Annotated in this window: 27 protein-coding genes; 7 read left to right on the forward strand and 20 right to left on the reverse strand. The window is 56.3% G+C overall.

The features are described 5' to 3' along the window. Positions 1 to 233: 233 nt before the first annotated feature. The 4 genes from yfaU to ACA108_11105 all read right to left on the reverse strand — a co-directional run bounded on the left by yfaU (position 234) and on the right by ACA108_11105 (position 4432). On the reverse strand, positions 234 to 1034 hold the full coding sequence (yfaU, locus tag ACA108_11090; GenBank protein ID XEX93973.1) for a 2-keto-3-deoxy-L-rhamnonate aldolase: 801 nt from the start codon (positions 1032 to 1034) through the stop codon (positions 234 to 236). Between the two features lie 15 nt (positions 1035 to 1049). Next, positions 1050 to 2336, reverse strand: coding sequence for an MFS transporter (locus ACA108_11095; protein ID XEX93974.1), 1287 nt, complete (start codon positions 2334 to 2336; stop codon positions 1050 to 1052). 85 nt (positions 2337 to 2421) lie between these two features. Continuing rightward, positions 2422 to 3627: an L-rhamnonate dehydratase gene (gene rhmD, locus ACA108_11100; protein XEX93975.1), complete on the reverse strand. Its 1206-nt coding sequence runs from the start codon at positions 3625 to 3627 to the stop codon at positions 2422 to 2424. 22 nt (positions 3628 to 3649) lie between these two features. Further along, positions 3650 to 4432 (reverse strand): IclR family transcriptional regulator, encoded by a 783-nt coding sequence (locus ACA108_11105; protein XEX98079.1) that lies wholly within the window; start codon positions 4430 to 4432, stop codon positions 3650 to 3652. Positions 4433 to 4670: 238 nt separating this feature from the next. On the opposite strand from ACA108_11105, the gene ACA108_11110 reads away from it, so the two are divergent. Further along, positions 4671 to 4793, forward strand: coding sequence for a hypothetical protein (locus ACA108_11110; GenBank protein XEX93976.1), 123 nt, complete (start codon positions 4671 to 4673; stop codon positions 4791 to 4793). Positions 4794 to 4889: 96 nt separating this feature from the next. Here the strand turns inward: ACA108_11110 and glsB are convergent, their stop codons facing one another. Together glsB and sad are read right to left on the reverse strand one after the other, a co-directional pair. Beyond that, on the reverse strand, positions 4890 to 5816 hold the full coding sequence (glsB, locus tag ACA108_11115; GenBank protein XEX93977.1) for a glutaminase B: 927 nt from the start codon (positions 5814 to 5816) through the stop codon (positions 4890 to 4892). 203 nt (positions 5817 to 6019) lie between these two features. After that, a complete protein-coding gene (gene sad, locus ACA108_11120; protein XEX93978.1) occupies positions 6020 to 7411 on the reverse strand; it encodes a succinate-semialdehyde dehydrogenase in 1392 nt (463 codons plus the stop codon). Positions 7412 to 7512: 101 nt separating this feature from the next. On the opposite strand from sad, the gene ACA108_11125 reads away from it, so the two are divergent. Then, entirely contained in the window at positions 7513 to 8373 is an 861-nt protein-coding gene (locus tag ACA108_11125; GenBank protein XEX98080.1) for a LysR substrate-binding domain-containing protein, read from the forward strand. A 40-nt stretch (positions 8374 to 8413) separates the two neighbouring features. On the opposite strand, the gene dctP is transcribed toward ACA108_11125, so the two are convergent. Both dctP and ACA108_11135 read right to left on the reverse strand, forming a co-directional pair. Further along, the gene (dctP, locus tag ACA108_11130) at positions 8414 to 9448 is read right to left on the reverse strand and encodes a TRAP transporter substrate-binding protein DctP (GenBank protein XEX93979.1); all 1035 of its coding nucleotides are present in this window, start codon (positions 9446 to 9448) and stop codon (positions 8414 to 8416) included. A gap of 52 nt (positions 9449 to 9500) precedes the next feature. Beyond that, positions 9501 to 10292 carry a PhzF family phenazine biosynthesis protein gene (locus ACA108_11135; protein ID XEX93980.1) on the reverse strand — a complete coding sequence of 264 codons (792 nt, stop codon included), beginning with the start codon at positions 10290 to 10292 and terminating at the stop codon, positions 9501 to 9503. Positions 10293 to 10489: 197 nt separating this feature from the next. Between ACA108_11135 and ACA108_11140 the strand changes: the two genes are divergently transcribed. Next, on the forward strand, positions 10490 to 11686 hold the full coding sequence (locus tag ACA108_11140; GenBank protein ID XEX93981.1) for a sugar transporter: 1197 nt from the start codon (positions 10490 to 10492) through the stop codon (positions 11684 to 11686). A gap of 30 nt (positions 11687 to 11716) precedes the next feature. Here ACA108_11140 and ACA108_11145 read toward each other — a convergent pair whose 3' ends face one another. The 4 genes from ACA108_11145 to ACA108_11160 form a co-directional block, all read right to left on the reverse strand. Continuing rightward, a complete protein-coding gene (locus ACA108_11145) occupies positions 11717 to 12388 on the reverse strand; it encodes an RES family NAD+ phosphorylase (protein ID XEX93982.1) in 672 nt (223 codons plus the stop codon). After that, positions 12381 to 13061 (reverse strand): integrase, encoded by a 681-nt coding sequence (locus ACA108_11150; GenBank protein ID XEX93983.1) that lies wholly within the window; start codon positions 13059 to 13061, stop codon positions 12381 to 12383. The genes ACA108_11145 and ACA108_11150 overlap by 8 nt, the downstream gene beginning before the upstream one ends. Before the next feature lie 81 nt (positions 13062 to 13142). Further along, a complete protein-coding gene (locus ACA108_11155) occupies positions 13143 to 13382 on the reverse strand; it encodes a DUF2164 family protein (GenBank protein ID XEX93984.1) in 240 nt (79 codons plus the stop codon). Between the two features lie 17 nt (positions 13383 to 13399). After that, positions 13400 to 14068: a MarC family NAAT transporter gene (locus ACA108_11160; GenBank protein XEX93985.1), complete on the reverse strand. Its 669-nt coding sequence runs from the start codon at positions 14066 to 14068 to the stop codon at positions 13400 to 13402. 218 nt (positions 14069 to 14286) lie between these two features. Between ACA108_11160 and marR the strand changes: the two genes are divergently transcribed. The 3 genes from marR to marB are packed head-to-tail and all read left to right on the forward strand — an operon-like array spanning position 14287 to position 15366. Next, positions 14287 to 14721, forward strand: coding sequence for a multiple antibiotic resistance transcriptional regulator MarR (gene marR, locus ACA108_11165; GenBank protein ID XEX93986.1), 435 nt, complete (start codon positions 14287 to 14289; stop codon positions 14719 to 14721). A gap of 20 nt (positions 14722 to 14741) precedes the next feature. Beyond that, positions 14742 to 15116 (forward strand): MDR efflux pump AcrAB transcriptional activator MarA, encoded by a 375-nt coding sequence (marA, locus tag ACA108_11170; protein ID XEX93987.1) that lies wholly within the window; start codon positions 14742 to 14744, stop codon positions 15114 to 15116. Positions 15117 to 15165: 49 nt separating this feature from the next. Further along, positions 15166 to 15366, forward strand: a complete 201-nt coding sequence (marB, locus tag ACA108_11175; protein ID XEX93988.1) for a multiple antibiotic resistance regulatory protein MarB — start codon at positions 15166 to 15168, stop codon at positions 15364 to 15366. Between the two features lie 61 nt (positions 15367 to 15427). On the opposite strand, the gene eamA is transcribed toward marB, so the two are convergent. Further along, positions 15428 to 16321, reverse strand: a complete 894-nt coding sequence (gene eamA / locus ACA108_11180) for an O-acetylserine/cysteine exporter (protein XEX93989.1) — start codon at positions 16319 to 16321, stop codon at positions 15428 to 15430. 194 nt (positions 16322 to 16515) lie between these two features. On the opposite strand from eamA, the gene ydeE reads away from it, so the two are divergent. Next, positions 16516 to 17724 (forward strand): efflux MFS transporter YdeE, encoded by a 1209-nt coding sequence (ydeE, locus tag ACA108_11185; GenBank protein ID XEX93990.1) that lies wholly within the window; start codon positions 16516 to 16518, stop codon positions 17722 to 17724. Here the strand turns inward: ydeE and ACA108_11190 are convergent. The 7 genes from ACA108_11190 to ACA108_11220 all read right to left on the reverse strand — a co-directional run bounded on the left by ACA108_11190 (position 17721) and on the right by ACA108_11220 (position 24816). Continuing rightward, positions 17721 to 18413: a GNAT family N-acetyltransferase gene (locus ACA108_11190; GenBank protein XEX98081.1), complete on the reverse strand. Its 693-nt coding sequence runs from the start codon at positions 18411 to 18413 to the stop codon at positions 17721 to 17723. The two genes, ydeE and ACA108_11190, sit on opposite strands and share 4 nt — an antisense overlap. A 143-nt stretch (positions 18414 to 18556) precedes the next feature. After that, positions 18557 to 19255, reverse strand: a complete 699-nt coding sequence (gene urtE, locus ACA108_11195) for an urea ABC transporter ATP-binding subunit UrtE (GenBank protein ID XEX93991.1) — start codon at positions 19253 to 19255, stop codon at positions 18557 to 18559. A gap of 74 nt (positions 19256 to 19329) precedes the next feature. Further along, a complete protein-coding gene (urtD, locus tag ACA108_11200) occupies positions 19330 to 20127 on the reverse strand; it encodes an urea ABC transporter ATP-binding protein UrtD (GenBank protein XEX93992.1) in 798 nt (265 codons plus the stop codon). Next, complete coding sequence (urtC, locus tag ACA108_11205; GenBank protein ID XEX93993.1) at positions 20127 to 21200, reverse strand: urea ABC transporter permease subunit UrtC; 1074 nt, start codon at positions 21198 to 21200, stop codon at positions 20127 to 20129. Before urtC ends, urtD begins: the two co-directional genes overlap by 1 nt. Beyond that, positions 21200 to 22765, reverse strand: a complete 1566-nt coding sequence (gene urtB / locus ACA108_11210) for an urea ABC transporter permease subunit UrtB (protein XEX93994.1) — start codon at positions 22763 to 22765, stop codon at positions 21200 to 21202. The genes urtC and urtB overlap by 1 nt, the downstream gene beginning before the upstream one ends. A 79-nt stretch (positions 22766 to 22844) precedes the next feature. Continuing rightward, complete coding sequence (gene urtA, locus ACA108_11215; GenBank protein XEX93995.1) at positions 22845 to 24116, reverse strand: urea ABC transporter substrate-binding protein; 1272 nt, start codon at positions 24114 to 24116, stop codon at positions 22845 to 22847. A gap of 19 nt (positions 24117 to 24135) precedes the next feature. Beyond that, positions 24136 to 24816, reverse strand: coding sequence for a GntR family transcriptional regulator (locus tag ACA108_11220; GenBank protein XEX93996.1), 681 nt, complete (start codon positions 24814 to 24816; stop codon positions 24136 to 24138). Between the last annotated feature and the right edge of the window lie 82 nt (positions 24817 to 24898).

Raw genomic sequence — 24898 nt, forward strand, 5'->3', positions numbered from 1 at the left:
TTCGTTAATTGTCAGTAACTTTTTGATAACCAACAGAGTGCGCCCGCCGCGACGCGGACATAAGTGCAATTTATGCATCTATTGATGCGTTCTGCACATTAATAGCCTGCTAATCTTTATTTTACGCTCCTGCCTGCCCGGCTACGTTCGCCGAAGTGATTTTAAGTAATGTGATGTCGTACACATTCAGCTGTGGCCGGTGATAGCGACTCGTCCCTGAGTCGCCGCAGGCTCTAGTAGCTCTGCTTATCGCTCTCGGGGATACCGCCGGTGAAGAGCGCGAGACGCGCGTCCAGGGCCTGGGTATAAAGCATGGTATCCACGCCTACGGCGACGAAGTTTGCTCCCCACTCAATGCACCTGTGCGCCATATCCGGGCTCACCGCCAGAAAGCCCGCCGCTTTACCCGCGCGGCGAATCTGCCGAATACTCTGCTCTATTATTTTTTGTACCTCGGGATGATCGGCATTATCAGGATATCCAAGCGAGGCGGAGAGATCCGCCGGACCGATAAAGACGCCGTCAATGCCCTCCACCTCCAGAATCTCGTCGAGGTTATCCAGCGCCATTTTGCTTTCAACCTGAATCAGCACGCACAGCTCCTCGTTTGCCTGCGCCATGTAGTTTCCCACGCGCCCCCAGCGGGCAGCGCGGGCAACGCTTGCCCCTACGCCCCGCGTCCCCAGCGGCGGATAGCGGGTCGCGCTGACGATGTCACGAGCCTGCTCTGCGGTATCCACCATCGGTATCAGCAGCGTTCTGGCCCCGATATCCAGCATCTGCTTAATGAGGCTTTTCTGCCCTTCAACGGGCCGGATCACCGGCTGGCTGCGGTAGGCCGCAATAGCCTGCAGCTGATGATAAAGGTCCTGTACGGTATTGGGGGCATGTTCTCCGTCGATTAACAGCCAGTCGTAATCCGCCGTGGCGGCGATCTCCGCTAAATACGATGACGTGCTGCTGAGCCACAGCCCCAGCTGCACCCTGCCCGCCAGTAAGCCCTGCTTAAACGGATTGCTTAAAACCGAATTCATAAACTTCCCTCCAGGTTAGGAACGCTGCGGATCGGCAAGCGGATTCTGCTTTGCCACGCTCAGCGTAAAAATAATTAACGAGCCAACAACGGCGATCCCCGCCAGAGCAAGCAGCCCCGCAGCGTGGCTGTTAAAAGCCTTCTCTGCCTCCACGCGAATAAGCGGTGCGAGAAATCCGCCCACGGCCCCGAACAAATTCACAAAGCCGATGCCTGCGGCCAACGCCGTGCCGGACAGCAGCTGGGTAGGCATCGTCCAGAACACGGGCTGCACGGCGATAAATCCAACCGCCGCGATGCACAGCGCCAAAATGGCAAGTACAGGGCTGACGAGTCCGGAGACACCGATGCCAAGCCCCGCGGCAAGCAGCGTCAGCGCCGCCACGTTGCGGCGGTCGCCGGTTCTGTCGGAATAGCGCGGTATGAACCAGGTGCCGAACAGCGCGGCCACCCAGGGAATGGCGGTGACCAGGGAAGCAGTAAAACCGACTTTAGTGCCCATCAGCTGCGCGACCTGGGTCGGCAGGAAGAAAATCAGCCCGTACACGGCAATCTGAATAGTCATGTAGATAATCGCGAGCTGCCAGACGCGGCCATTGCTGATGGCATCCCTGAAGCGAGAAGCAGTTTTGGTTTGCTCTTCGCTCGCCAGCTGCGCTAACAGCACCTGCTTTTCCTCATCACTCAGAAAGCGGGCTTTCTGCGGCGTATCGTCCAGATAAAAGAAGGTAAAGACCCCGGCGGCCACCGCCAGAAGTCCCTCAATCAGGAACATCCAGTACCAGCCCGGGCTGCCCATAAAACCATGCATCTCGAGCAGCGCACCGGAAAGCGGCGAGCCAAGCGTTAAGGCCAGCGGTGCCCCCATGTAAAACATGCCCATAATGGCGGCGCGGTTTTGCTGCGGGAACCACTGGGAGGTGAGATAAATCATGCCGGGGAAGAAGCCTGCTTCAGCGGCCCCAAGCAGGGTGCGCACCAGCAGAAACTTTGCTTCCGTGTCCGCATAACCCATGGCGGCAGAGAGTAATCCCCACAGCAGCGTGGTCCCCCCAATCCATCTGCGCGCCCCCCACCTGCGCATCAAAAGATTCGCCGGAACGCCAAGCAGAGCGTACACCACGAAAAATATACCGGCGCCAAGAGCATAGGCTTCGTTGCTCAACCCGGTATCAATCTGATAGGTCTCTTTGGCAAAGCCGATGTTTGAGCGGTCAAGAAAGGCCAGAATATAAAGCGCCAGCATGAACGGGATCAGCCGCGCCCGATTCTTCTTCACCGCGCTCTTCAGAATTAAATCCATAGCGAATATCCTCAATGAGGTCGTTTTTAAGTGACAACGTCACGTTTACTTCATGCTATTTGGCTGCAAAACGTGACGCTTAAAATTAATGGCTGTAAGGACGTTTCAGCTTGAGATCCCTGTTTAGCTCTACGCCGAAGCCGGGCTTATCCAGCACTGACTTATGCATGCGCCCTTTCATCGGCACCGGCTCATTGAGCAGAATAGGGTCGAACTGCGGTCGCAGAGTTGAGCAGTCCGGGCTGGTCATCAGGAATTCGCTGAACGGCGTATTGGTGAAAGTGATCACCGCATGGTGGGAATAAACCGAAGAACCGTGGGGCACAACCAGCTGGCCGCGCGACTTCGCGATGGCGGCAATTTCAACAAGCGTAGTCAGCCCGCCGCACCAGCCCACGTCCGGCTGCATAATATCTATACCGGTCTCCCCAAGCGTGCGGAAGGAATGTAGCGTACCGTGGTGTTCGCCGCTTGTTACCATCATCCCCGCAGGCGCGTTCCTTTTGAGTTCGCGGTAGCCTTCGTATTGCTGCGGCGGCAGGCACTCTTCAATCCATTTCAGATTGTAGGGCGCGCAGGCGTGGGCAAGCCGCGTGGCGTAATTCACGTCCTGACTCATCCAGCAGTCGAGCATTAGCCAGAAGTCATCGCCGCATTTCTCGCGGTATTCAGCCACCATCGCCGCATCTTTGCGGATCCCGGCATCGCCGTCGTGCGGGCCATAATGGGCGGGCATTTTCCCACCGATGAACCCCATCTCTTTGGCAAGATCCGGGCGTGCGCCGGTCGCATAAAACTGTATTTCGTCACGCACCGCACCGCCCAGAAGCTTGTAGACGGGAAGCCCGACGACCCTGCCGAACAGATCCCAGAGCGCAAGGTCAATACAGGAAATGGTGTTCATCACCAGGCCGCCGGAGCCGGAGTAATACATCGTGGCGCCCAGCATCTGATCGTGGATAAGCCTGATGTCGCTGACGCACCTGCCCTCAATAAAGCGGTTGAGGTGTTTTTCAACGATAAAGCAGCCCATTTCCCCGGCGGTGGACACGGCAAAACCAACCTGCCCGTTATCCGCTTCCACCTCTACCACCAGCGTGCCCAGCACGTTAATACCAAACGACTGGCGCGACTGCTCATACTGCTTGTATTTGCTCATTGGCGTGGCGATATGATCGTCGATCCAGTGCTGATTGCCCTGATCGTGATAGTCCGCCCCGCCGCTGCCCTTTTCGGCGGTTGCCCCGCCCAGGTACCATGCACGCACTTCTTTGATTTTAGGTAAGTTCATGAGTCTGTCTCCTTACGTTACGTTAAGACGCTTTTAAGTCGAACGGGCTGCGCCAGCCGAGCAGGCGGGAAATGTCTTTCGCGCAGGCTATGGTCTGACTGGCGATAAGATCGCGATTGTCATCGTTGATTTGTAACCGGGTACCCACTACGGAAATCGCGGCGGTAAGCGCGTTATGACCGTTAAATACCGGGGCGGCCACGCAGCGAACGTCCGGGTAGTCTTCTCCGTGGTCATAGCTCCAGCCCTGGCGGCGGATTTTGTCCGTTTCCTGGCGCATCTGCTCGGGCGTGGTGATGGAAGTCGGCGTGCGGGGAGAATAATCAAGCCCGTCCATAATGCTCTCCCGCAGCGGCGAAGGCTGCCATGCCAGCAGGCATTTGCCGATTCCGGAGCGGCTAAGCGAAAGGCTTTTGCCTTCGTGGGAGCGCACGCTTATCGTCGAGGAGGATTCAATTTTCAGAATGTAGTAGGCGTTGCCATCATCAATGATCCCCAGATGGCACAGCAGCCCCGTCAGCTCCATCAGCCGGGTAAGCCGCCTGCGGGCAGTGTCGCGCAGATCGATTTTGCTTAGCGCCTGCTCCGCCAGCTCCACCAGTTTTGTCCACAGGCAATAGTTATCCTGAGCATCTACCGATACAAAACGGTGCTTTCGCAGCTCGCCCAGCAGCAGATAAAGGGTGCTTTTTGGGATAGCCAGTTCGCTGATAAGCGTCGCGGCGCTGGTCGGGCCGTGCCGGGCAATAAAATTCATGATCTCAATAGATCGCGTCAGGGCGGGGACTTTGGTTGATTCCACTATGCTGGACTCCGGTCTGGTCTGATGGAATCAGTGTGGCGGTCAGGGGAGCCGTCAAATGTGAAACGGATCAAACTTTGCTTTTCAGCCGTCGGGAAGCGATCTCTCGCGGGTAAAAATGTGACAAGTAGCGCAGATTTATTTTCAGCGAGTACAACAGGTTGTACTCAGGCGCTGGTTTACGCGTCGTTTACGGTGGCGGCATTATATTGGCCAGACTAATGATTACCTGGAGAAGTGATTGAGAAAGTCGACGCTTGCTGAAGCGGTGATGGTGACAATAATTATGGGCGCGGTGCTGGTAACGGTGAGTTCGGTCAGCCTGCTGCTGCTGACGCATCCGGGTACCATGATTTTCTGGTAGCCCAAAGACGTCAGCAAAGGCCCGGCACGGGGCAGTGGTTATAAATTCTTAATGGATGTTGTCTGGCCATCATCCTGCTTTTTCTTTGCAGCTTACTTAAAAAATAGAGCGGCCAATACGCTTCGCCAGGATCTCCAGCGCGGCGGTGCCCGCCAGCGAGTTGCCGGAGGCGTCCAGCTCCGGGCACCAGACGGCAATCGACATCTCGTGCGGGACGATGGCGATTATCCCTCCGCCGACGCCCGACTTGCCCGGCATGCCAACCCGGTAGGCAAACTCACCAGCCCCATCGTACATGCCGCTGGTCACCATCAGAGCGTTAATCTGGCGGGTCTGCTGCGGGGTGATTAGCGGCTCATCATGCTGCAGCGTCTGCCCCTGGTTTGCCAGAAACAGAAACGTTTTAGCCAGCTCCGCGCAACTCATTTTCAGCGCGCAGTAGTGGAAATAGTTCTGCAGAACGGTGATGACGTCGTTGTCGAAGTTGCCGAAGGACTTCATCAGCCACGCGATGGCGGCGTTGCGCGCCGAATGTTCGAACTCTGATTTTGCGATACGGGCATCGTAGGCCAGATCCTGCTGGTCCGCGAGCTGACGGACCACCTCCAGCATGCGCTGCCTTGGGGCACTGAGGCGGGTTTGCAGCATGTCGCAGACTACCAGCGCACCGGCATTAATAAAGGGGTTGCGGGGTTTCCCCTGCTCCAGCTCTAGCTGCACAAGGGAATTAAAGGGCTGGCCGGAGGGCTCTTTGCCGACGCGCTGCCAGATTTCCGCCTCTTCGTAGCGCCCCATGGCGAGGACCAGGCTCAGAACCTTAGAAATAGACTGGATGGAAAATCGCTCCTGCGCGTCGCCGGCGGTGAACAGATCGCCGTCAACGGTGCAGACGGCAATGCCCAGCTTATCAGCCTGAACCTCTGCCAGCGCGGGAATGTAGTCCGCCACCTGCCCCTGGCCGATAAGGGGCCTGACCTGCGCCAGAATCTCTTCCAGCAAATGGCTATCTAACTGAACGGGCACCCAAAGCTCCTGAAGTGGCGGGAATTTTACGCCCGCTATTATATCAGAGCTTGTTGTGCGCGGCCCGTTCTTACCGAGCGCCTGACAGAAAGAGGTATCACGCAAAATAACTGCATTATCGAAACGGTAAAGCGCTGTGTATCGGCTGTAAAGTTGCTTTTAAAAGCTTAGCGAGTGCGGTGGACACCCGCTGCCTGACGTTTCTAACGACGATCTTTCCAGACGGTCTGCACATTGCAGAACTCGTGCAGCCCGAAGTGGGACAGCTCGCGCCCAAATCCGCTCTTCTTCACGCCGCCGAACGCTACTCGCGGGTCGCTTGCGCTATAGCCGTTGATAAATACTCCGCCGCACTCAAGCCGTGCCGCCATTTCTTCGGCACGCTGCTCGTCTGCGGTGAAAATCGTGGCGGAGAGGCCAAAATCGCTGTCGTTTGCCAGCTCCACCGCGTGCTGTGCGTCTCGTGCAACGGTGATGGCGGCAACAGGCCCGAAGAGCTCCTGACGAAAGGCCGTCATCTCAGGGGTGACGTTGCCCAGCACGGTTGGCGCGTAATAATTTCCCTCTCCGGCCATCTTCTCCCCGCCCAGCAGCAGCGTCGCCCCCTCACGAAGTGACGTTGTCACCTGTTGATTTAACTCGTCGCGCAGATCGTAGCGCGCCATCGGCCCAAGCTGCGTGGTTTCTGACAGCGGATCACCGGATACCAGCTTTGCCGCAGCGGCAACAAACAGACCGGTAAACGCATCCGCGATGCCCGCCTCAACGATAAAGCGTTTTGCCGCCGCGCAGACCTGCCCAGTGTTCTGGTAGCGCCCGGCGACTGCGGCTTTGACCGCTTCTTCAAGGTCGGCATCATTGAGCACAATAAAAGGATCGGAACCGCCCAGCTCAAGCACGCATTTTTTCAGCGCTGCTCCAGCCTGAGCGCCAATGGCCGCGCCTGCACGTCCGCTGCCGGTTACCGTGACGGCGGCGATGCGCGGATCCTTTATCGCCCTGCTGACGCCTTCGGGCATGACGTTAATTACCGAGAATAAATCCTGCGGGAATTCGGCTTTAATAAACATTTCCTGAATTAGCGCCGCGCATCCCATCACGTTGGGAGCATGTTTCAGCACATAGCTGTTTCCTGCCAGCAGGATCGGCACGGCACCGCGCAGTACCTGCCACAGCGGGAAGTTCCACGGCATAACGGCCAGAATCGGACCCAGCGGACGGTATTCAATCACCGCTTTATTATCCTCCACCAGCGTTGATTCCGTACTCAACATGGCCGGACCGTGCTCCGCGTACCAGTCGCACAGATTTGCTGATTTAGTGACTTCCGCCCTCGCCTGGGCAATCGGTTTACCCATTTCAGCGGTAATCATACAGGCCATTTCTTCCGCGTTATCCCGCAGCACGACGGCGAGATCTCTGAGTTTCTGTGCCCTTTGAGTAAGGGGACTATTTCGCCAGGACTGGAAAGCGCGGTGATTGTTGACCAAAGCCGTATCCAGCTGGGCATCGGTGGCAAAGGGATAAGCGGCGAGCTGCTTTCCGTTCGCCGGGTTAAGGGAGATGGCGTGCGTTTGCGGGTTTGCAGAATGCATTGTTATTCCTCGTTCAGTGGATGTAAGGCTACCTTATCCTAGAGGCGAAATGTTTAAAAATGAATAATACTAAGCGTACCATTCACGAAATGAGAATAAAAATGGACCTGATACAGCTGGAGATGTTTAACGCCGTGGCCGAAACAGGCAGCATTAACGCCGCCGCCCAGAAGGTTCACCGCGTGCCCTCTAACCTCACCACGCGCATCAAGCAACTGGAGGCCGATCTCGGCGTCGATCTGTTTATTCGTGAAAACCAGCGCCTGAAGCTGGCGCCCGCCGGACACAGCTTCCTCGAGTACAGCAAACGCATTCTTATGCTGGTGGACGAGGCCAGAATGGTGGTCGCCGGCGATGAACCGCAGGGCATGCTGGCACTGGGTTCGCTGGAAAGTACCGCCGCCGTCAGGATCCCGCCGCTTCTCGCCTCTTTCAACCAGCGCTACCCTAAAATTCAGCTCTCGCTGGCGACCGGCCCTTCCGGAGATCAGATTGACGGTGTGCTGGAGGGCAAGCTCTCCGCCGCCTTTGTCGACGGCCCGGTACTGCATCCGTCGCTCGACGGCGTGCCCGTATACGAAGAAGAAATGGTGATAGTCACACCGGGCGATCATCCTGCCATCAGGGATGCGCGGCAGGTTAACGGGTCTGACATTTATGCTTTCCGGGCCAACTGTTCTTACCGCCGCCACTTTGAAAGCTGGTTTCACCACGACGGCGCGATGCCGGGGAAAATTCACGAAATGGAGTCTTACCACGGTATGCTGGCCTGCGTGGTCGCCGGAGCGGGCATTGCACTGATGCCGCGCAGCATGCTGGAGAGCATGCCCGGCAGCCATCAGGCCAGCGCCTGGCCGCTGCCGCCCGACTGGCGCTATCTGAAAACCTGGCTTATCTGGCGCCGCGGCGCTAAAACCCGCCAGCTGGATGTGTTTATGGGGCTGCTGAACCCGGACGCTTAACCCTGGACGATGCTGGCGATCCTCCTGCACGCCAGCTCCTCTATCGACTCTCTTTCATAATTTCGGTGACGCGGTGCATAACCGGCCCGGCCTCGGTGATGCCCTTGCTTTCCTGCTCCTTCACCCAGTCTGCCTGAACGTCCTGGTAGCGGGTGGCCTTTTCCCACTTCAGAATTTCCGCATGCCGGACGAGCCTGACCTGTGCGCCCTGCTTTTTCATATCGCTGATTTGCATGAGCATTTTCTGCTTCATAATATCCCCCAGCGTTATATAGGAGGACGCCGCGGCGCGCCGTAAAGCCTGCCGATCCTCCTTGCTTAACCCATCCCAGGTCTGTTTATTCATCGCTACCAGATAAACATGCCCCAGCCACAGCTCGGGGGAGATCAGCACGTACGGTGCGGCCTCATGCACTTCGAGCTCATAGCCGCTGTCCACGTTGACCATCACCCCGTCCAGTCTGCCGTTCGCGAGCGCCTTGTAGATGCCGTCGCCCCAGGGCATGGTGACCGGCGTGGCCCCGGCATTGCGCAGAAAGTCCTGATGCCAGAAGCTCGCCGTGCGCCATTTGGTCTCCTTCAGGTCGTCGAGCTTTTTGATTTCATGGGTGCTGAAAAATGCCACGGGATACCCTGTAGCAATAAAGACGGGCATGATGTTAGCCCTAAGCAGCTCGGCCTGAAAAGCGGGTACTTCTTTATACACGCGACGAAAAAAAGCGACCTGTTTATCGGCAGCAGGCCCGACGGGAAAACTTTTGAAAATCTGATGCAGCGGCAGTTCGCCAGCGGAATATTCGGGTACCACAACGGCCATATCTGCCGTGGCCCCTTTCGAAACAGTCTGTAAGGCGCGGTAGCTTGTGGAAAGCTTACCGTCCCAGTGCGGCTCTATTTTTAACCGCCCATGAGACTCTTTTTCCACCGCTGGAAAGAAAACATCGTTCAGAAAGCGTGTACGCATACCGCCCAGCGCTTCATGGTCGGTGTAGATTATTGTTTTAGCGGCAAAAGCAGCCTGCGAAAACAGCAGCGCGGCGACGGATACAGCCAGAATTTTTTTAACCAAATCCATATGCAATCTCACTGGGTTTAGAGCGTGCCACCGCGGTGGAGGCACGTATGCATTAGCGTAGCAGGACTTTGCCAATCAGATAGGTTGACGCTTTGCCGCCAATATGCACGCGGCTTCCCTCGAGCTGGCAGCGCAAATCACCGCCGCGTTCGGATACCTGACGCGCCAGCATTTGCGTTTTACCCAGTTTTTCCGCCCAGTAAGGAATGAGCATGCTGTGCGTGGAGCCGGTCACCGGATCTTCCGCCACGGCTTCGCCAGGGCAGAAGAAGCGGCTGACAAAATCGTAATCGCCGTCACCAGGAGCAGTAATGCAGACCATTTTTTCCAACGGGATCATGGCGTTGATATCTGCTTTAACCGCTTCCACCTGCTGCTGGTTTTCCAGAACGACTATATAGTCCCGCGCTACGCGGACTTCTTTGCATTCGCTGATCCCCAGCGTTTCCAGCAGCAGCGGCAGAGGCATTACCGGCTCCGTTGCCCAGGCCGGGAAATCCATTGTCAGCCATTCGCCATTACGGGTGACCTTCAGCGGCCCCACGAAGCGCGTATCAAACTGGATGACCGCATCGGGATAATCGAGATGCTCAAAAATTACGTGGGCCGCCGCCAGCGTGGCGTGGCCGCAGAGATTGATTTCATATTGCGTGGTAAACCAGCGCAGCTCAAAACCTGAATCAGTGGTGACGAAGAATGCCGTTTCTGACTGGTTATGCTGCTTCGCCATATTTAGCAGCGTTTCATCCGGCAGCCATTCCGTGAGCGGACAAACCGCGGCGGCATTGCCACCAAAGGTGGTGTCGGCGAAAGCATCCACCATGTAAAAGTCAATGGGTTGCATAGCTAAACCTCTCGTTGTTATTTGTCTGTGCATCACGCTTACACTGCCATAAGCCATTGAGTAAGCGTATACAATTTTTCACACCCTCGCCGCCCCGCAAATAAATGAGATATATATCACAAAATGAGTTGTATGCCCCGATCGATGGTTTTATGATCGCTTTTCTCCCGTCTGTTTGACCTACGCGAAACTCTCTTATGACTTTAAACACGGTCTCACGCAAAACCGCGTGGCTGCGAGTCGTCACTCTTGCCGTCGCGGCGTTTATCTTTAACACCACTGAATTTGTGCCCGTCGGCCTGCTGTCGGATATTGCCAACAGTTTCGGCATGGAGACCGCGCAGGTCGGCATTATGCTGACGATCTACGCCTGGGTGGTGGCACTGATGTCGCTGCCGTTTATGCTGATGACCAGCATGGTTGAACGGCGCAAGCTGCTGATTGGCATCTTCATGCTGTTTATCGCAAGCCACGTGCTCTCTTTCCTCGCGTGGAACTTTACCGTGCTGGTTATTAGCCGCATCGGCATCGCCTTTGCCCACGCTATTTTCTGGTCGATAACCGCCTCGCTGGCAATTCGCATGGCCCCGGCGGGGAAAAAAGCTCAGGCTTTGAGCCTGATTGCTACCGGCACAGCACTCGCGATGGTGCTCGGCCTGCCGCTGGGACGTATAGTCGGGCAATATTTTGGCTGGCGTACCACCTTCTTTGCTATCGGCGTGGTTGCGGCGATTACCCTGGTCTGCCTGACAAAACTGCTGCCGAAACTGCCGAGCGAACACTCAGGCTCGCTGAGCAGCGTTCCGCAGCTGTTCCGCCGTCCTGCGCTGGTGAGCACCTATCTGCTGACGGCAGTCGTTGTTACCGCTCACTACACGGCTTACAGCTACATTGAACCCTTTGTGAACACTGTAGCCGGGCTAAGCGCGAATTTTGCGACGCTTTTGCTGCTGGTGCTTGGCGGCACGGGTATTATTGGCAGCGTGCTGTTTGGCAAGCTTGGCAATAAACATGCTTCCACGCTTATCAGCGGCGCCATTGCCTTACTGGTGCTGTGCCTGGTACTGCTGCTGCCTGCCTCTGACAGCAACGTTAACCTGACGATTCTGTGTATGTTCTGGGGGATCGCCATCATGGTGATCGGGCTGGGGATGCAGGTGAAGGTTCTTGCGCTGGCGCCGGACGCCACGGACGTGGCCATGTCGCTCTTTTCCGGGATATTTAATATCGGCATCGGTGCGGGAGCGCTGTTGGGAAATCAGGTCAGCCTGCACCTGTCGATGGCCAGCATCGGCTGGGTGGGCGCGATACCGGCGCTGGCGGCGTTGATCTGGTCGGTACTGATTTTCCGCCGCTGGCCCGCTGCGCTGGAAGAGCAGGCTCATCATAGTTAAACAAATTCGGGTGGCCGTTACGCCACCCGCTCATTTCCTCCCCCCGCCGGGCTCCAGCAATATCAGGCCAAGCTGATCGGCTTCTTCTTCAAGAATATCCATTAACATCTCAGACTCCAGCAATAATTCTGATTCAACGAGCACCTGAAGCAGGTCATGTTTAACCCTGTCGCCAAACAGCATTATGGCAAATCCGCCGTGCTGCCGGGATGACCACTGCAACCCATGGAGTTCCGGGTGAGCCTCATAAATAGCCAGCGCATACTCTCGCGTTAAAGGATACTGTGACGCCGATGAGTCCAGCAGTTCGGCGCGCGTAACGCCTATTTTGCGGAGCGTCCTGGGATTCAGATCTGCCAGCATTAAATCACTTACGGGGGCGAGAACAGAATGGACCGCATTTTCGGCCCGTCGGAGATCGAACGATACGCCATCTGTATGGACTGGGAGATCGTGAAATAGCGTCTCCATTAAAGCCACGCCTGTGCTCACCCCGCCATAAAGCGTGCTGACACCATTTCTCAAGGGGCTGAAACGAGCATTACCCGCACCTGGGTTAAACTGGGCTGCCGTAAATTGTTTTGAATGGATACGATAGATTTGAGTCCCGGCGAGCCAGAGTGTGGTATTGACTCTTAAATTCCGGGGCGGGACAGGAAATTCGCGTGATGCTTCAGACACCTCCTTGTGTCCTTTAGCCATGGAGTCCTCCCTCGCACTCTTCCTTAGCGGCAGCAATTACCCGTTCGGACATTGTGGCCAGCACATCTTTTGGTTTTTGACCATCAAGCCAGCTATTGCCTGAGCCAAACCAGATTGCCAGGCCCCAGGGCGTTTTGCTATCGCCAAAAATACTGAGGATTTTTTTTACCGCGGGTAACGGGCGGTATCCTTCGTCCAGTAAATATCTGGGATAATTGTCTTTGCCATTAACTGGAACAGCAAAAATTGCCCCGGATGCCTTCCAGCGATTTGGGCCAGCGCTTGGATTACCATTTTTAAAATTGGCTTTATCGGAGAGTTCACGGGCCGACAACCAGACAGAATCCTGCAAAATCTGCTCATTAAGCTTATCAAGACGACGAGCATTCCGTTCGGCTCTCTGCTGCTTTTTTTCTGCAGCAGCCAGATGCGATGAGCGACTCACCTCATCGTTCAGTGAAATGAGCGATGACAGCGCCGCGTTTACGGCAGCTTCTATCGCTATTTCCATCATTTCGCCAAAAGCAGCATGCCGTCCGGAGATGTCACCTAAATCAATGAGGAGATATTCAGATTCCTTATTGAGCTTCAAATGATGCAGTTCTTTGCCGCTCAAAGCCTGCACGTTACAGGGCATATCATTACGCCGGGCGAGATTTGCCTTCGAAACCATTTGTCACCTCCGTACGGCTATTACTTACGCGGTTATATCCATTATATGCGTTATATATGGTTTGTCACCCTCGTCCTCATTTCACACTTCCTTCTCCAGATCCAGCAGCTCTTCGAGCGTCAGCACGTTGTTGTTGATCACGTCCATCGCCTTGTTAAGCCCCTGATTATAAAAGAGCGGTGCGATCTTCTTCACCAGATCGTCAAGAAAGAACTCGGCTTCGAACTGGCCGAGCTGCAGATCGTGTTTGTCCTCCATATAATCAACGATATGCCCTACTACCGCGTTGTAGTCATCCTGGGGTAGTTTGAGATTTTTCATATCCGCCTCCTTGTGGCTTACGCAGGCCACGTTTTAATGATTTCAATTACGCCGTTGATGATGAACTGCACGCCCATGCAGACCAGCAGGAAGCCCATCAGGCGCGATATGGCCTCGATGCCGCTTTTACCTACCATGCGCATAATGGCACCGGAGCTGCGGAGGCTTGCCCACAGAATGATCCCCACCAGCATGAAGATAATTGGTGGCGCAACCAGTACAACCCACGGAGTAAAGTCGACGCCGTGTTTAATGGTTGAGGCTGAGCTGATGATCATCGCAATGGTCCCCGGCCCGGCGGTGCTCGGCATTGCCAGCGGCACAAAGGCAATATTGGTCTCCGGCTCCTCGCTCAGCTCTTCATGCTTGCTTCTGGATTCCGGCGACTCGTGCGCCTTCTGCTGCGGGAACAGCATGCGGAAACCGATAAGCCCGACGATCAGCCCGCCCGCAATACGCAGGCCCGGAATTGAGATACCAAAAGTGCTCATGACGACCTGACCGGCGTAATACGCAACCATCATAATGATGAACACGTTCACCGAGGCCATTACCGCCGTGCGATTTCGCGCCTTGCCGTTCATATTCCCTGCGAGCCCCAGGAACAGCGCAACCGTTGTCAGGGGGTTTGCCAGCGGCAAGAGCACCATCAGCCCAAGCCCAATGGCCTGCAGTAATTCAATCATCAGTAAGCCCCTATGTCCGTTACGTTATTTCAGCCGAGTATACTAATCAATTGCGCTTAATGCCGTCAGGGTTTTGTTGCAGGGTTAAACTTGCCCTGCCCACTGAAACGTTTTAGCTATTTGTGTCATTTTTTTTCGCCGATGGACCATCACGTTGACTTATACTTGCCCTGGCAATAATATCTCGCGTGATTAATCTACTTGCCTGGGCAACCATAGTGAAAAGTACAAGCGATCTGTTTAATGAAATGATCCCACTCGGTCGGCTGATTCACATGGTTAATCAGCATAAAGACCGCCTGCTCAACGATTATCTTTCGCCGCTGGATATCACCGCCACGCAATTTAAGGTGCTCTGCTCCATCTATTGCCAGGTGTGCATAACGCCGGTTGAGTTAAAGAAAGTGCTGTCGGTAGATCTCGGCGCGTTAACCCGCATGCTCGATCGCCTGCTTTGTAAGGGCTGGATCGAGCGTTTGCCTAACCCGAACGATAAACGCGGCGTTCTGGTGAGGCTGACGCCCGAAGGGAAAACGCTGTGTGAGAAATGCCACAGCCTCGTAGGCCAGGACCTGCACCAGGAACTAACTAAAAACCTGACGGCAGATGAAGTCGACGCGCTTTATCACCTGCTGACAAAGGTTTTGCCGTAAAGCTGAAATGAGGTGAGACGATGTCCAGACGCAATAACGATGCAGTGACAGTACATAGCATTTTGGACTGGATAGAAGAGAACCTGGAAACCCCTTTATCGCTAGAGAAGGTTTCCCAGCGTTCAGGCTACTCTAAGTGGCACCTGCAAAGAATGTTTAAAAAAGAGACCGGGCACTCCCTGGGACAATATATTCGCAATCGCAAACTGACCGAGATCGCCCAGAAGCTGAAAGAGAGCGACGAGCCGATTCTCTATTTAGCCGAACGGTACGGGTTTGAATCCCAGCAGACGCTGACCCGCACGTTCAAGAACTATTTTTCCGTGCCGCCGCACAAGTATCGCATCACGCACCTTGCCGGCGACGGAAAGTATCTTCATCCGCTAAATCATTAAGTCATCAATGCTGTAAGCGCCTGTTTATTAAGGCGTAAACGAGGAAATCATGAAACGCTTTATCGCCGCTGCAGCCCTGGTACTGGCGCTGGTATCGGGCAACGTTCTGGCGGAACAATCAGGTAGTTATAACGCCTCCCAGGCCAACCACGGCGGCATGATGATGCCCCCTGCTGATAGCCCTGCCGGCAACACCATCAGCGACAAGTCCGAGCATCTGGGGACACCGTACTATAACGGCCACGAGTGATTCAATAATCTTCGTATGACGCTGCGCTTATCCGGCCTGAAGGCAGCGTCACCCTCCGCTTTTAACCGTTAACCGCCCTTCTGACTTTCAACCCAAACACGTTGATATACAGCCCCGCCATAATCAGTGCCGCACCGACCAGTTGTGTGGCAGACAGCGTTTCGTCCAGCAGCAGAGCGGCGCTTGCCATGCCGACGACCGGCACCAGCAGCGACAGCGGCGCAACACGCCAGGTTTCATAGCGGCCCAGCAGGCTGCCCCAGATGCCGTAGCCGATAATGGTGGCGACAAAGGCAAGATAGACCAGCGACGCGACGGTGACAAAATCGATAGTCACCAGGCTTTGCAGCATAACCGCCGGGCCGTCCATCAGCAGGCTTGCCACAAAGAACGGAATAACCGGGATAAGCGCGCTCCACACCACCAGCGACATAATCGGCGGGCGTGAGGCCAGCTGCATAATTTTTTTATTGAAGATGTTGCCGCACGCCCAGCTGAACGCCGCCGCCAGCGTCAGCATAAAGCCCAGCAGCGCGACGTGCTCGCCGCCGAGGCTACCCTCAATCAGGATCAGCACGCCGATGACCGCAAGCGTAATACCGGCAATCTGTTTCGTCTGTAAACGTTCCCGGAAGGCAAAGGCCCCCAGAATAATGGTGAAAAATGCCTGCGCCTGTAATACCAGCGACGCAAGCCCGGCTGGCATGCCGAATTTAATAGCGCTGAACAGAAAGGCGAACTGCCCAAAGCTGATGGTCAGGGCATAGGCCGCAAGTAATCGAAACGGGATGCGGGGACGGGCGACGAATAACAACGCGGGGAACGCCACCAGCAAAAAACGTAAGCCTGCCAGCAGCAGCGGCGGCATATTATGCAGCCCCATTTTAATCACTACGAAATTAAGTCCCCACACTACGACCACTAGCATCGCCAGTAATCCGTCTTTACGCGTCATACCCTGCCCCTGTAAGTAACAATTTTGTTAAAACCTAAGCCTAAAACGGCGCGCTGAACAGATACAGATCGTAATTAATGACTGCCATACAGATTTGTTATGGCGTGCACCTGCCAGAATCAGTACCTGTACACGCCTGTTTCTTCATGATAAATCTGACGATCTGACAGCACGATCCCCATGATAACGATAAAATGACGATCTATAAGAAGTGGTTTTCCGGTAAGGCATTATCAACAAGCGTGTTACTTATCGCCTCCCTGCTGCTCACCGTGGGACGCGGCCTGACGCTGCCGTTTATGACGATTTATCTGTCCCGCCAGTACGCCATGCCGCTAAAAGAGATCGGCTTTGCTCTGACGCTGGCCCTGACGGCAGGCGTTGTCTTCAGCCTGTGGTTCGGCATTCTTGCGGATAAATTCGATAAAAAAATCTCTATGCTGCTGTCGATTATTCTCTTCCTCGGCGGCTTTATCGCCATTCCGCTGGTCAATAATGCCGTGCTGGTCGTAGTGTTTTATTCGCTGATTAACTGCGCCTATTCCGTTTTCGCTACGGTGCTGAAAGGCTATTTTTCCGACACGCTGGAAATCCACCAGAAGCCGAAAATTTTCTCGCTCAACTATACCTTCGCCAACATCGGCTGGACGGTTGGGCCGCCGATTGGCACGCTCGCGGTGCTATACAGCACAAACCTGCCGTTCTGGCTCTCCGGCCTGACGGCGGTGATCCCGTTCATTCTTATCAGCCGCTATGTGCACAGTGCCCCGGTTAACGAAAACGCGCAGCCAGGCACAACGGTGCTTTCACCACGAACAATGTTGCAAGACCGGGCGTTGATGTATTTCACCCTGTCGGCATTCCTTGGCTCGCTGGTATACGGATCTTTTGCCGCCTGCCTGTCGCAGTACGCCATCGCCATTTCCGACTCAAGCCTCGCGGAAAAAGTCGTCGGCGTGGTGCTGCCGGTGAACGCATTTGTCGTCGTTGTTTTTCAATACCTGATAGGGAAGCGCATCCGCCCGGATAACATCAGGAAATTGATGTTCTACGGCACGCTGTTTTTCATGGCCGGGCTGGCCGGTTTTATGCTGTCGGGAAATAACCTGCTGTTGTGGGGGATTTCCGCCGCCGTGTTCACCGTCGGGGAGCTTATTTACGCGCCGGGGGAATATATGCTGGTAGATAACATTGCCCCGCCGGGCCTGAAGGCGAGCTACTTCGCGGCACAACAGCTGGGATGGCTGGGGGGAGCCTGTAATCCGATGATCACCGGCCTGCTGCTGACGTGGTTTGCGCCGTCGATACTTTTCGTCGTGCTGATGGCGGCGATTGTGCTGGCTTATTTCATGATTGTGCGGGGAATGGCCGTGAAGTCACCGACCATTCCCTCCATGTTTTAAAGCAAATTCCGTGGGGTCTGCGCGGCCAGCTCTTCACGCAGGCTGGAAAGCGTGCGCTGCTGCTTGCCCGCTGGCAGATTGGCGTCAGACAGCCAGGCCTCAAATGCTTCCTTAACCAGCGGCCATTCGCCGTCGATAATGGAAAACCAGGCCGTGTCGCGCGTTCTGCCTTTATAGATCAGCAGCTGGCGGAACACGCCTTCAAAGTGAAAGCCAAGTCGCAGGGCGGCGCTGCGCGACGGGGCGTTCAGGCTGTCGCACTTCCACTCATAGCGGCGATAGCCCAGCTCGTCAAAAGCATATTTCATCAGCAGATAGTGTGCTTCCGTGGCCTGCACGGTGCGCTTTAGCTCCGGTGAAAAGGTCACAAAACCCACTTCCATCACGCCGTTTGTCGGGTCGATACGCATCAGCGCAACGGTGCCTAGCGCGTATCCGCTCAGGTTGTCGATAATCGCGTAGTGCAGCGGATCATTGCTTGCGGCGATAGCGTCAATGTGCCCCGCAAACTCCGCTTCACTGGCAAACGGTCCTGTGCCCAGATAGGTCCAGTCGCGACCGTCCTGCGCCTTGCCCCAGGCCTTGAGCAACGACTTTGTGTGAGCTTCGGGATCCAGAGGTTCAAGACGGCAGTATTTTCCCTCCAGCACCACGCGCTGGGGAAGCGGACGCGCCTGCCAGTCGGGCATCGGGTCGCCAATCGGTTGCAGATATTCATTGATAGATCCAGCCAAGACAAACCTCCGGGAACGGTGAGCAGTGACCCTGACTATAGTGATAAAGTGGCCTTAACCATAGAGCCAAAAAGAAGTTATTCCGGGAGACCACTTAATTAAATCGCCACCAGCCCGCGAACGCCCTCCGTTTCCATATCCCTTCCCGCTCCCCGCTGCACAATCGAACCGCGTGACATCACCAGATAGCTGTCCGCCAGCCCGGCGGCAAAATCGTAGAACTGCTCCACCAGCAGAATGGCCATATCGCCCCTTGCGGCAAGCTGGCTGATGACCAGGCCTATCTCTTTGATCACCGACGGCTGAATGCCCTCGGTAGGCTCATCAAGCATTAACAGCTGTGGCCTGCATGCCAGCGCACGGCCAATCGCCAGCTGCTGCTGTTGCCCACCAGAGAGATCGCCACCGCGGCGCAGCTTCATCTCTTTTAAAACAGGGAAAAGTTGATAAATTTCTTCAGGCACCTGCTTAGCGTCCCGGCCGGCAAACCGGGAAAGCCCCATCAGCAGGTTTTCCTCTACCGTCAGACGCGGAAAGATTTCTCTTCCCTGCGGCACGTAGGCAATGCCCGCCTGGACCCGCTGATGCGGCTTACGGGAAGTGATGTTGTTCTGCTGCCAGCTTACGCTGCCGGACTTTGCCGGGATCAGCCCCATCAGGCATTTAAGCAGCGTGCTTTTCCCCACGCCGTTACGTCCCAGCAGGCAGGTAACTTCGCCGATTTTTGCTTCAAACGATACGCCGCGCAGGATGTGGCTGCCGCCGTAAAACTGGTTTAGATCATCGACTATTAACATTGATTACCCCTTTCGGCGGATGACGCTGCGCTTCTCCGCCCTGCAACGAAACCAGCACCATCCGCCATAAATTATTATCGCCCCAGATAAACTTCTATCACCCGCTCGTTGGCCTGCACTTCGCGCAGCGATCCCTCCGCCAGCACCTGGCCCTGGTGTAATACCGTTACGTGGTCGGCGATGGTTTCAACGAAGCCCATGTCATGCTCCACCACCATCAGGGAATGCTTGCCCGCGAGGTTTTTGAATAATTCTGCGGTGTATTCCGTTTCCGCGTCGGTCATCCCCGCTGCGGGTTCGTCCAGCAGCAGTAGATGAGGTTCCTGCACCAGCAGCATGCCGATTTCCAGAAACTGTTTCTGCCCGTGGGACAGCAGCCCCGCCTGGCGGTTACGTTCGGCGCTGAGGCGCAGCGTGGTGAGCATTTCGTCAATGCGGTCGCGCTGCTCCGAACCGAGTTTTGCCTTCAGGCTCGCCCAGACGGATTTATCCGCTTTCTGCGCAATCTCCAGATTTTCGAACACCGTTAGCGCTTCAAAAACCGTTGGCTTCTGAAACTTGCGCCCTATTCCGCACCTGGCAATATCGGCAGGCTCCAGGCGCATTAAATCCGTAGACTGGTCGTAAAATGCCTTACCTGTCTGTGGCTTCGTTTTACCGGTGATGACGTCCATCAGCGTTGTTTTCCCCGCGCCGTTCGGGCCAATCACGCAGCGCAACTCGCCCACGCCAATGTTCAGCGACAGGTTCGTCAGCGCCTGGAAACCATCAAAATTCACGTTGATGTTTTCCAGCATCAGGATCGGATCCGTCTGGTCGCGGTAGCGGTCCGTCAGGTGCTGACGGGTAAACAGCGGTTCGCCTGGCTGCATTATTTATCCCTCTTGCGCAGTAATCCGATGACGCCGTGCGGCAGGAACAGCGTGACGACGATAAAAATCAGCCCCAGGAACAACTGCCAGTATTCCGGCACCGCCATGGTGAAGTAGCTTTTCGCGCCGTTGACCAGCCCCGCACCGAGAATGGGGCCAATCAGCGTGCCGCGCCCGCCCAGCGCCACCCAGATTGCCGCCTCGATGGAATTAGTCGGCGACATTTCGCCAGGGTTGATGATCCCCACCTGCGGCACGTACAGCGCGCCAGCCAGGCCACAAAGCACGGCGGATAACGTCCAGACAAGCAGTTTGAAACCTCGCGGGTCGTACCCGCAGAACACCAGCCGGTTTTCCGCGTCGCGCACGGCGGTCAACACGCGGCCAAACTTGCTGCGTGCAAGGGCAAAACCAATGCCCAACGAGGCGATCAGCAGGATCACCGTGGCGATGAACAGCCCGATGCGCGTGCTGGTCGCGGTGATCGGCATCCCCAGCAGCGTGGTAAAACCGGTAAAGCCGTTGTTGCCGCCGAAGCCGGTTTCGTTACGAAAGAACAGCAGCATCCCCGCGTAGGTCAGCGCCTGGGTCATGATTGAGAAATACACGCCTTTGATTTTCGAGCGGAAGGCAAAGAAGCCGAATACCAGCGCCAGCAGCCCCGGCGCCAGCACGACCAGCGCCATTGCCCAGGCGAAGTGCTGCGTTCCCCACCAGAACCACGGCAGTTCGCTCAAGGAGAGAAACGACATAAACGCGGGCAGCCCGTCGCCTGCAGCCTGCCGCATCAGGTACATCCCCATCGCGTAGCCGCCCAGGGCGAAGAAAATGCCGTGCCCGAGAGAAAGCAGCCCGGCGTAGCCCCAGACCAGATCCAGCGCCACGGCCACCGTGGCGTAGCAGAGTATTTTGCCCACCAGCGTTAACGTGTATGTCGATAAGCCCAGCGGATGCCCGGCGGGCAGCAGCGTTAAAAATGGCAGCGTCAGCAGTAGCGCCACCAGCAGCGTTCCCAGCACCACGCTAAAACGAGGCGCGCGGCGGGTCACGGTTAAAGTCAGCGGCAGGCTCATTAGTCAGTTACCCTCCCTTTCAGCGCGAACAAGCCCTGCGGACGCTTCTGGATAAACAGAATAATCAGCACGAGGATGAGGATTTTCCCCAGCACCGCACCAATCTGCGGCTCAAGGATTTTATTGAAGATGCCCAGCCCAAACGCCGCGGCAACGCTGCCGGCAAGCTGCCCAACGCCGCCGAGCACCACCACCAGGAAAGAGTCGATGATATAGCCCTGGCCAAGCTCCGGCCCAACGTTGCCAAGCTGCGAAAGCGCCACGCCGCCCAGCCCGGCAATCCCGGAGCCGAGGCCAAACGCCAGCATATCGACGCGCCCGGTAGGCACGCCGCAGCAGGCCGCCATGGCGCGGTTTTGCGTCACGGCCCGCACGTTCATGCCCAGCCGGGTTTTATTGAGCAGCAGCCAGGTGAACAGCAGCACCAGCATGACAAAGCCCAGCACCACCAGCCGGTTCCACGGCAGGATAAGATTCGGCAATACCTGTACGCCGCCGGAAAGCCACGCGGGATTAGCCACCTCCATGTTCTGCGCACCGAACACCATGCGCACAATCTGGATCAGCATCAGGCTGATGCCCCACGTCGCCAGCAGCGTTTCCAGCGGGCGGCCATATAAATGGCGAATAACCGTGCGCTCAAGCGCCATGCCGATGCCGCCGGTAATCGCAAAAGCGACCGGCAGCGCCACTACCGGGTAGAAGGTCAGCCAGGCGGGTGCGTAGTGCTGGAAAGCAGTTTGTACCAGCCATGCGGAATAGGCGCCCAGCATCAGCATTTCGCCGTGGGCCATATTGATAACGCCCAGCAGGCCGTAGGTAATCGCCAGGCCCAGCGCCGCCAGCAGCAGAATTGAACCGAGTGAAAGGCCCATAAACGCCTGGCCCAGAATGTCACCCAGCATCAGCCGGTGCTGGATTTTTTGCAGCCCTTCTTCCGCCGCCTCTCGCACCTGTACGTCAGGCTCAGCCTGTGTGTTCGTTAGCGGTTTGAGCAACGCCTGGGTATCCGGGTCAGCGGAATGCCCCAGCAGCTCAACGGCACTAAGCCTTGTCTTTGCATCCGGGCTTGCCAGCTGGAGACGGGCTACCGCGCCCTCAAGAGCAGCACGAACATCGCTGTCCTCTTCAACTTTAAGCTTTTGTTCCAGCAGAGGAAGAAGATCGGGGTCGGCATCGCGCTGAAGCGCCTTTGCCGCCCCTAACCTTGTCGTTACGTTGTCACTTACCAGGCGATGACTGGCCAGCGCGCTGCCCGCCAGAACGCGAAGGCGGTTGGTGAGGCGGAGTTTTTTTACCTCACCGTTCGGAGACTGGACGTTACCCAATGGCTTCAGCGTGGCATCGCCCTGCGCAAACGCGTGATGCTGCTCGTCAATGACCAGACTCTCCTGCGTGATTGCGCTTAGCAGCGGCAGACGAGCGGTGTCAGGTGCTGTGGCCCAGCTTTGCAGCAGCTTAGCCTGCTGGCTGCGGTTAGCCGCCGCAAAATCTTCGGCATCCCCCGCGCGGGCGAGACACGGCAGCAGCCAGGCCACGATAAGCAGCCAGCGAACTAGTTTCATGGTCGTCTCCTGTTTTTTTGGTGGATGACGCTGCGCTTAGCCACACTACATGGCGCAGCGCCTTCCCCGCGGGTCTGACTCAGTTGCTCGCCGTTTTCACGGGCGCGTCAGATTTCTTGTCGTTGCCGGTGATAAACGGGCTCCACGGCTGGGCGCGAACCGGGCCGTCGGTTTGCCACACCACGTTGAACTGGCCGTTATTTTCGATTTCGCCGATCATTACCGGTTTGTGCAGATGATGGTTGGTAGCATCCATGGTCAGCGTGAAGCCGGAAGGTGCCTTAAAGGTCTGGCCTGCCATCGCCTCGCGGACTTTATCCACGTCCGTCGTGCCCGCTTTTTCTACCGCCTGCGCCCACATATGGATACCGACGTAGGTTGCTTCCATCGGGTCGTTGGTCACTACGGTATCGGCGTTCGGCAGCTTGTGGGCTTTGGCGTATGCCTTCCACTCGGCAACAAACTGCTTGTTGGTTGGGTTATCCACGGACTCGAAGTAGTTCCACGCAGCAAGGTTGCCGACCAGCGGTTTGGTGTCGATGCCGCGCAGCTCTTCTTCCCCTACGGAGAACGCCACGACGGGCACGTCCGTTGCCTTCAGGCCCTGGTTGGCCAGCTCTTTGTAGAACGGCACGTTGGAGTCGCCGTTAATGGTGGAGATCACTGCGGTTTTGCCACCGGCGGAGAATTTTTTGATATTGGAAACGATGGTCTGATAGTCGCTGTAGCCAAACGGCGTGTAGACCTCTTCAATATCCTTGTCCTGCACGCCTTTCGAGTGCAGGAACGCGCGCAGAATTTTGTTGGTGGTACGTGGATAAACGTAGTCCGTCCCCAGCAGGAAGAAGCGTTTCGCCTCCCCGCCGTCTTCGCTCATCAGATACTCCACAGCCGGAATAGCCTGCTGATTAGGCGCCGCACCGGTGTAGAAGACGTTTGGCGACATCTCTTCCCCTTCGTACTGCACCGGGTAGAACAGCAGCCCATTCAGCTCCTCAAACACCGGCAGCACGGATTTGCGCGACACCGACGTCCAGCAGCCGAAGACCACCGCCGCCTTATCCTGGCTCAGCAGCTGGCGAGCTTTTTCTGCAAACAGCGGCCAGTTAGACGCCGGGTCCACCACTACCGGTTCAAGCTGTTTACCCAGCACGCCGCCCTTCGAGTTAATGTCGGCGATGGTCATCAGCGCCACGTCCTTCAGCGGCGTTTCAGAGATGGCCATGGTGCCGGACAGCGAGTGCATAATGCCGACTTTGATGGTGTCGGCGGCCTGCGCGCTGAACGCCAGCCCCATGCTGATAACGGAGGCAGAGAGCGCAAAAGCTTTAACAAAGGTACGACGGTGCATAGTTGTCACTCCAAAAGTATTAAGGAAAAACCCCACGCTTCGCCTGCTGAAGCATATGGAGAGTAATCTGACGAACCTCTTTCTGACTTGCGGCAATGTGGTCGTGTAAACGGCTCTGCGCCTCCTGAAAATGACGGTCTAAAATGGCGAGCAAAATCTGCCCGTGCTCGTGGTACGTCGCGCTGACGCGTGGCCGTTGGGTAAAATCCAGCCGCCTCACGATACGAATTTTTTCGGTGATGTCCCGGTGAACCCGGGCCATTTCAGGGTTTCCCGCTGCTTCTACCAGCGTCATGTGAAACGCCTCGTCGTGGCTGGCAACCTCGCCGCCGTCCGCCAGCTGCGGAGAGTCAATCCAGAAGTGCTTCAGCGTCTGCAGCGGCTTCACCTCCGGCGGTAGCGCACACAGCCGCTTCACCGCTTCAAGCTCCAGCACAATTCGCAGGTCGTAGAGCGATTCCAGAAAGTCAAAATCCACCGTTTTGATCTGCCAGCCGCTGCGGGGCTGCACCCCGACGTAACCTTCCTGTTCCAGGGCATACAGCGCCTGGCGCACCGGGGTACGGCTGGCTTCCAGCCGCCGGGCAACGTCGTTTTCGCTGAAGCGGTCGCCCGGCAGCAGCTGGAAATCGAAGATCTCCTGCTTGAGCTGACGGTAGATGCGTTCTGCGATACCTTCTGGTTTTTTACTAATTTGCATAATTTCCCCGCGCTCAAGCCGCTGCGCTTTTCCGCCCTATAAATCCTGGCCGTAGGGTGGATAAGCGCAGCGTCATCCACCG

This window comes from Dryocola sp. LX212, assembly GCA_041504365.1.
In the GTDB taxonomy this organism is placed as follows: Bacteria; Pseudomonadota; Gammaproteobacteria; order Enterobacterales; family Enterobacteriaceae; genus Dryocola.

What these genes read in the sequence shown, in the direction of transcription:
- yfaU (XEX93973.1), bottom strand. Translation starts at nt 1,034, where the DNA reads ATGAATTCGGTTTTAAGCAATCCGTTTAAGCAGGGCTTACTGGCGGGC.
- ACA108_11095 (XEX93974.1), bottom strand. Translation starts at nt 2,336, where the DNA reads ATGGATTTAATTCTGAAGAGCGCGGTGAAGAAGAATCGGGCGCGGCTG.
- rhmD (XEX93975.1), bottom strand. Translation starts at nt 3,627, where the DNA reads ATGAACTTACCTAAAATCAAAGAAGTGCGTGCATGGTACCTGGGCGGG.
- sad (XEX93978.1), bottom strand. Translation starts at nt 7,411, where the DNA reads ATGCATTCTGCAAACCCGCAAACGCACGCCATCTCCCTTAACCCGGCG.
- ACA108_11125 (XEX98080.1), top strand. Translation starts at nt 7,513, where the DNA reads ATGGACCTGATACAGCTGGAGATGTTTAACGCCGTGGCCGAAACAGGC.
- dctP (XEX93979.1), bottom strand. Translation starts at nt 9,448, where the DNA reads ATGGATTTGGTTAAAAAAATTCTGGCTGTATCCGTCGCCGCGCTGCTG.
- ACA108_11135 (XEX93980.1), bottom strand. Translation starts at nt 10,292, where the DNA reads ATGCAACCCATTGACTTTTACATGGTGGATGCTTTCGCCGACACCACC.
- ACA108_11140 (XEX93981.1), top strand. Translation starts at nt 10,490, where the DNA reads ATGACTTTAAACACGGTCTCACGCAAAACCGCGTGGCTGCGAGTCGTC.
- ACA108_11145 (XEX93982.1), bottom strand. Translation starts at nt 12,388, where the DNA reads ATGGCTAAAGGACACAAGGAGGTGTCTGAAGCATCACGCGAATTTCCT.
- ACA108_11150 (XEX93983.1), bottom strand. Translation starts at nt 13,061, where the DNA reads ATGGTTTCGAAGGCAAATCTCGCCCGGCGTAATGATATGCCCTGTAAC.
- ACA108_11155 (XEX93984.1), bottom strand. Translation starts at nt 13,382, where the DNA reads ATGAAAAATCTCAAACTACCCCAGGATGACTACAACGCGGTAGTAGGG.
- ACA108_11160 (XEX93985.1), bottom strand. Translation starts at nt 14,068, where the DNA reads ATGATTGAATTACTGCAGGCCATTGGGCTTGGGCTGATGGTGCTCTTG.
- marA (XEX93987.1), top strand. Translation starts at nt 14,742, where the DNA reads ATGTCCAGACGCAATAACGATGCAGTGACAGTACATAGCATTTTGGAC.
- marB (XEX93988.1), top strand. Translation starts at nt 15,166, where the DNA reads ATGAAACGCTTTATCGCCGCTGCAGCCCTGGTACTGGCGCTGGTATCG.
- eamA (XEX93989.1), bottom strand. Translation starts at nt 16,321, where the DNA reads ATGACGCGTAAAGACGGATTACTGGCGATGCTAGTGGTCGTAGTGTGG.
- ydeE (XEX93990.1), top strand. Translation starts at nt 16,516, where the DNA reads ATGACGATCTATAAGAAGTGGTTTTCCGGTAAGGCATTATCAACAAGC.
- ACA108_11190 (XEX98081.1), bottom strand. Translation starts at nt 18,413, where the DNA reads ATGCCCGACTGGCAGGCGCGTCCGCTTCCCCAGCGCGTGGTGCTGGAG.
- urtE (XEX93991.1), bottom strand. Translation starts at nt 19,255, where the DNA reads ATGTTAATAGTCGATGATCTAAACCAGTTTTACGGCGGCAGCCACATC.
- urtD (XEX93992.1), bottom strand. Translation starts at nt 20,127, where the DNA reads ATGCAGCCAGGCGAACCGCTGTTTACCCGTCAGCACCTGACGGACCGC.
- urtC (XEX93993.1), bottom strand. Translation starts at nt 21,200, where the DNA reads ATGAGCCTGCCGCTGACTTTAACCGTGACCCGCCGCGCGCCTCGTTTT.
- urtB (XEX93994.1), bottom strand. Translation starts at nt 22,765, where the DNA reads ATGAAACTAGTTCGCTGGCTGCTTATCGTGGCCTGGCTGCTGCCGTGT.
- urtA (XEX93995.1), bottom strand. Translation starts at nt 24,116, where the DNA reads ATGCACCGTCGTACCTTTGTTAAAGCTTTTGCGCTCTCTGCCTCCGTT.
- ACA108_11220 (XEX93996.1), bottom strand. Translation starts at nt 24,816, where the DNA reads ATGCAAATTAGTAAAAAACCAGAAGGTATCGCAGAACGCATCTACCGT.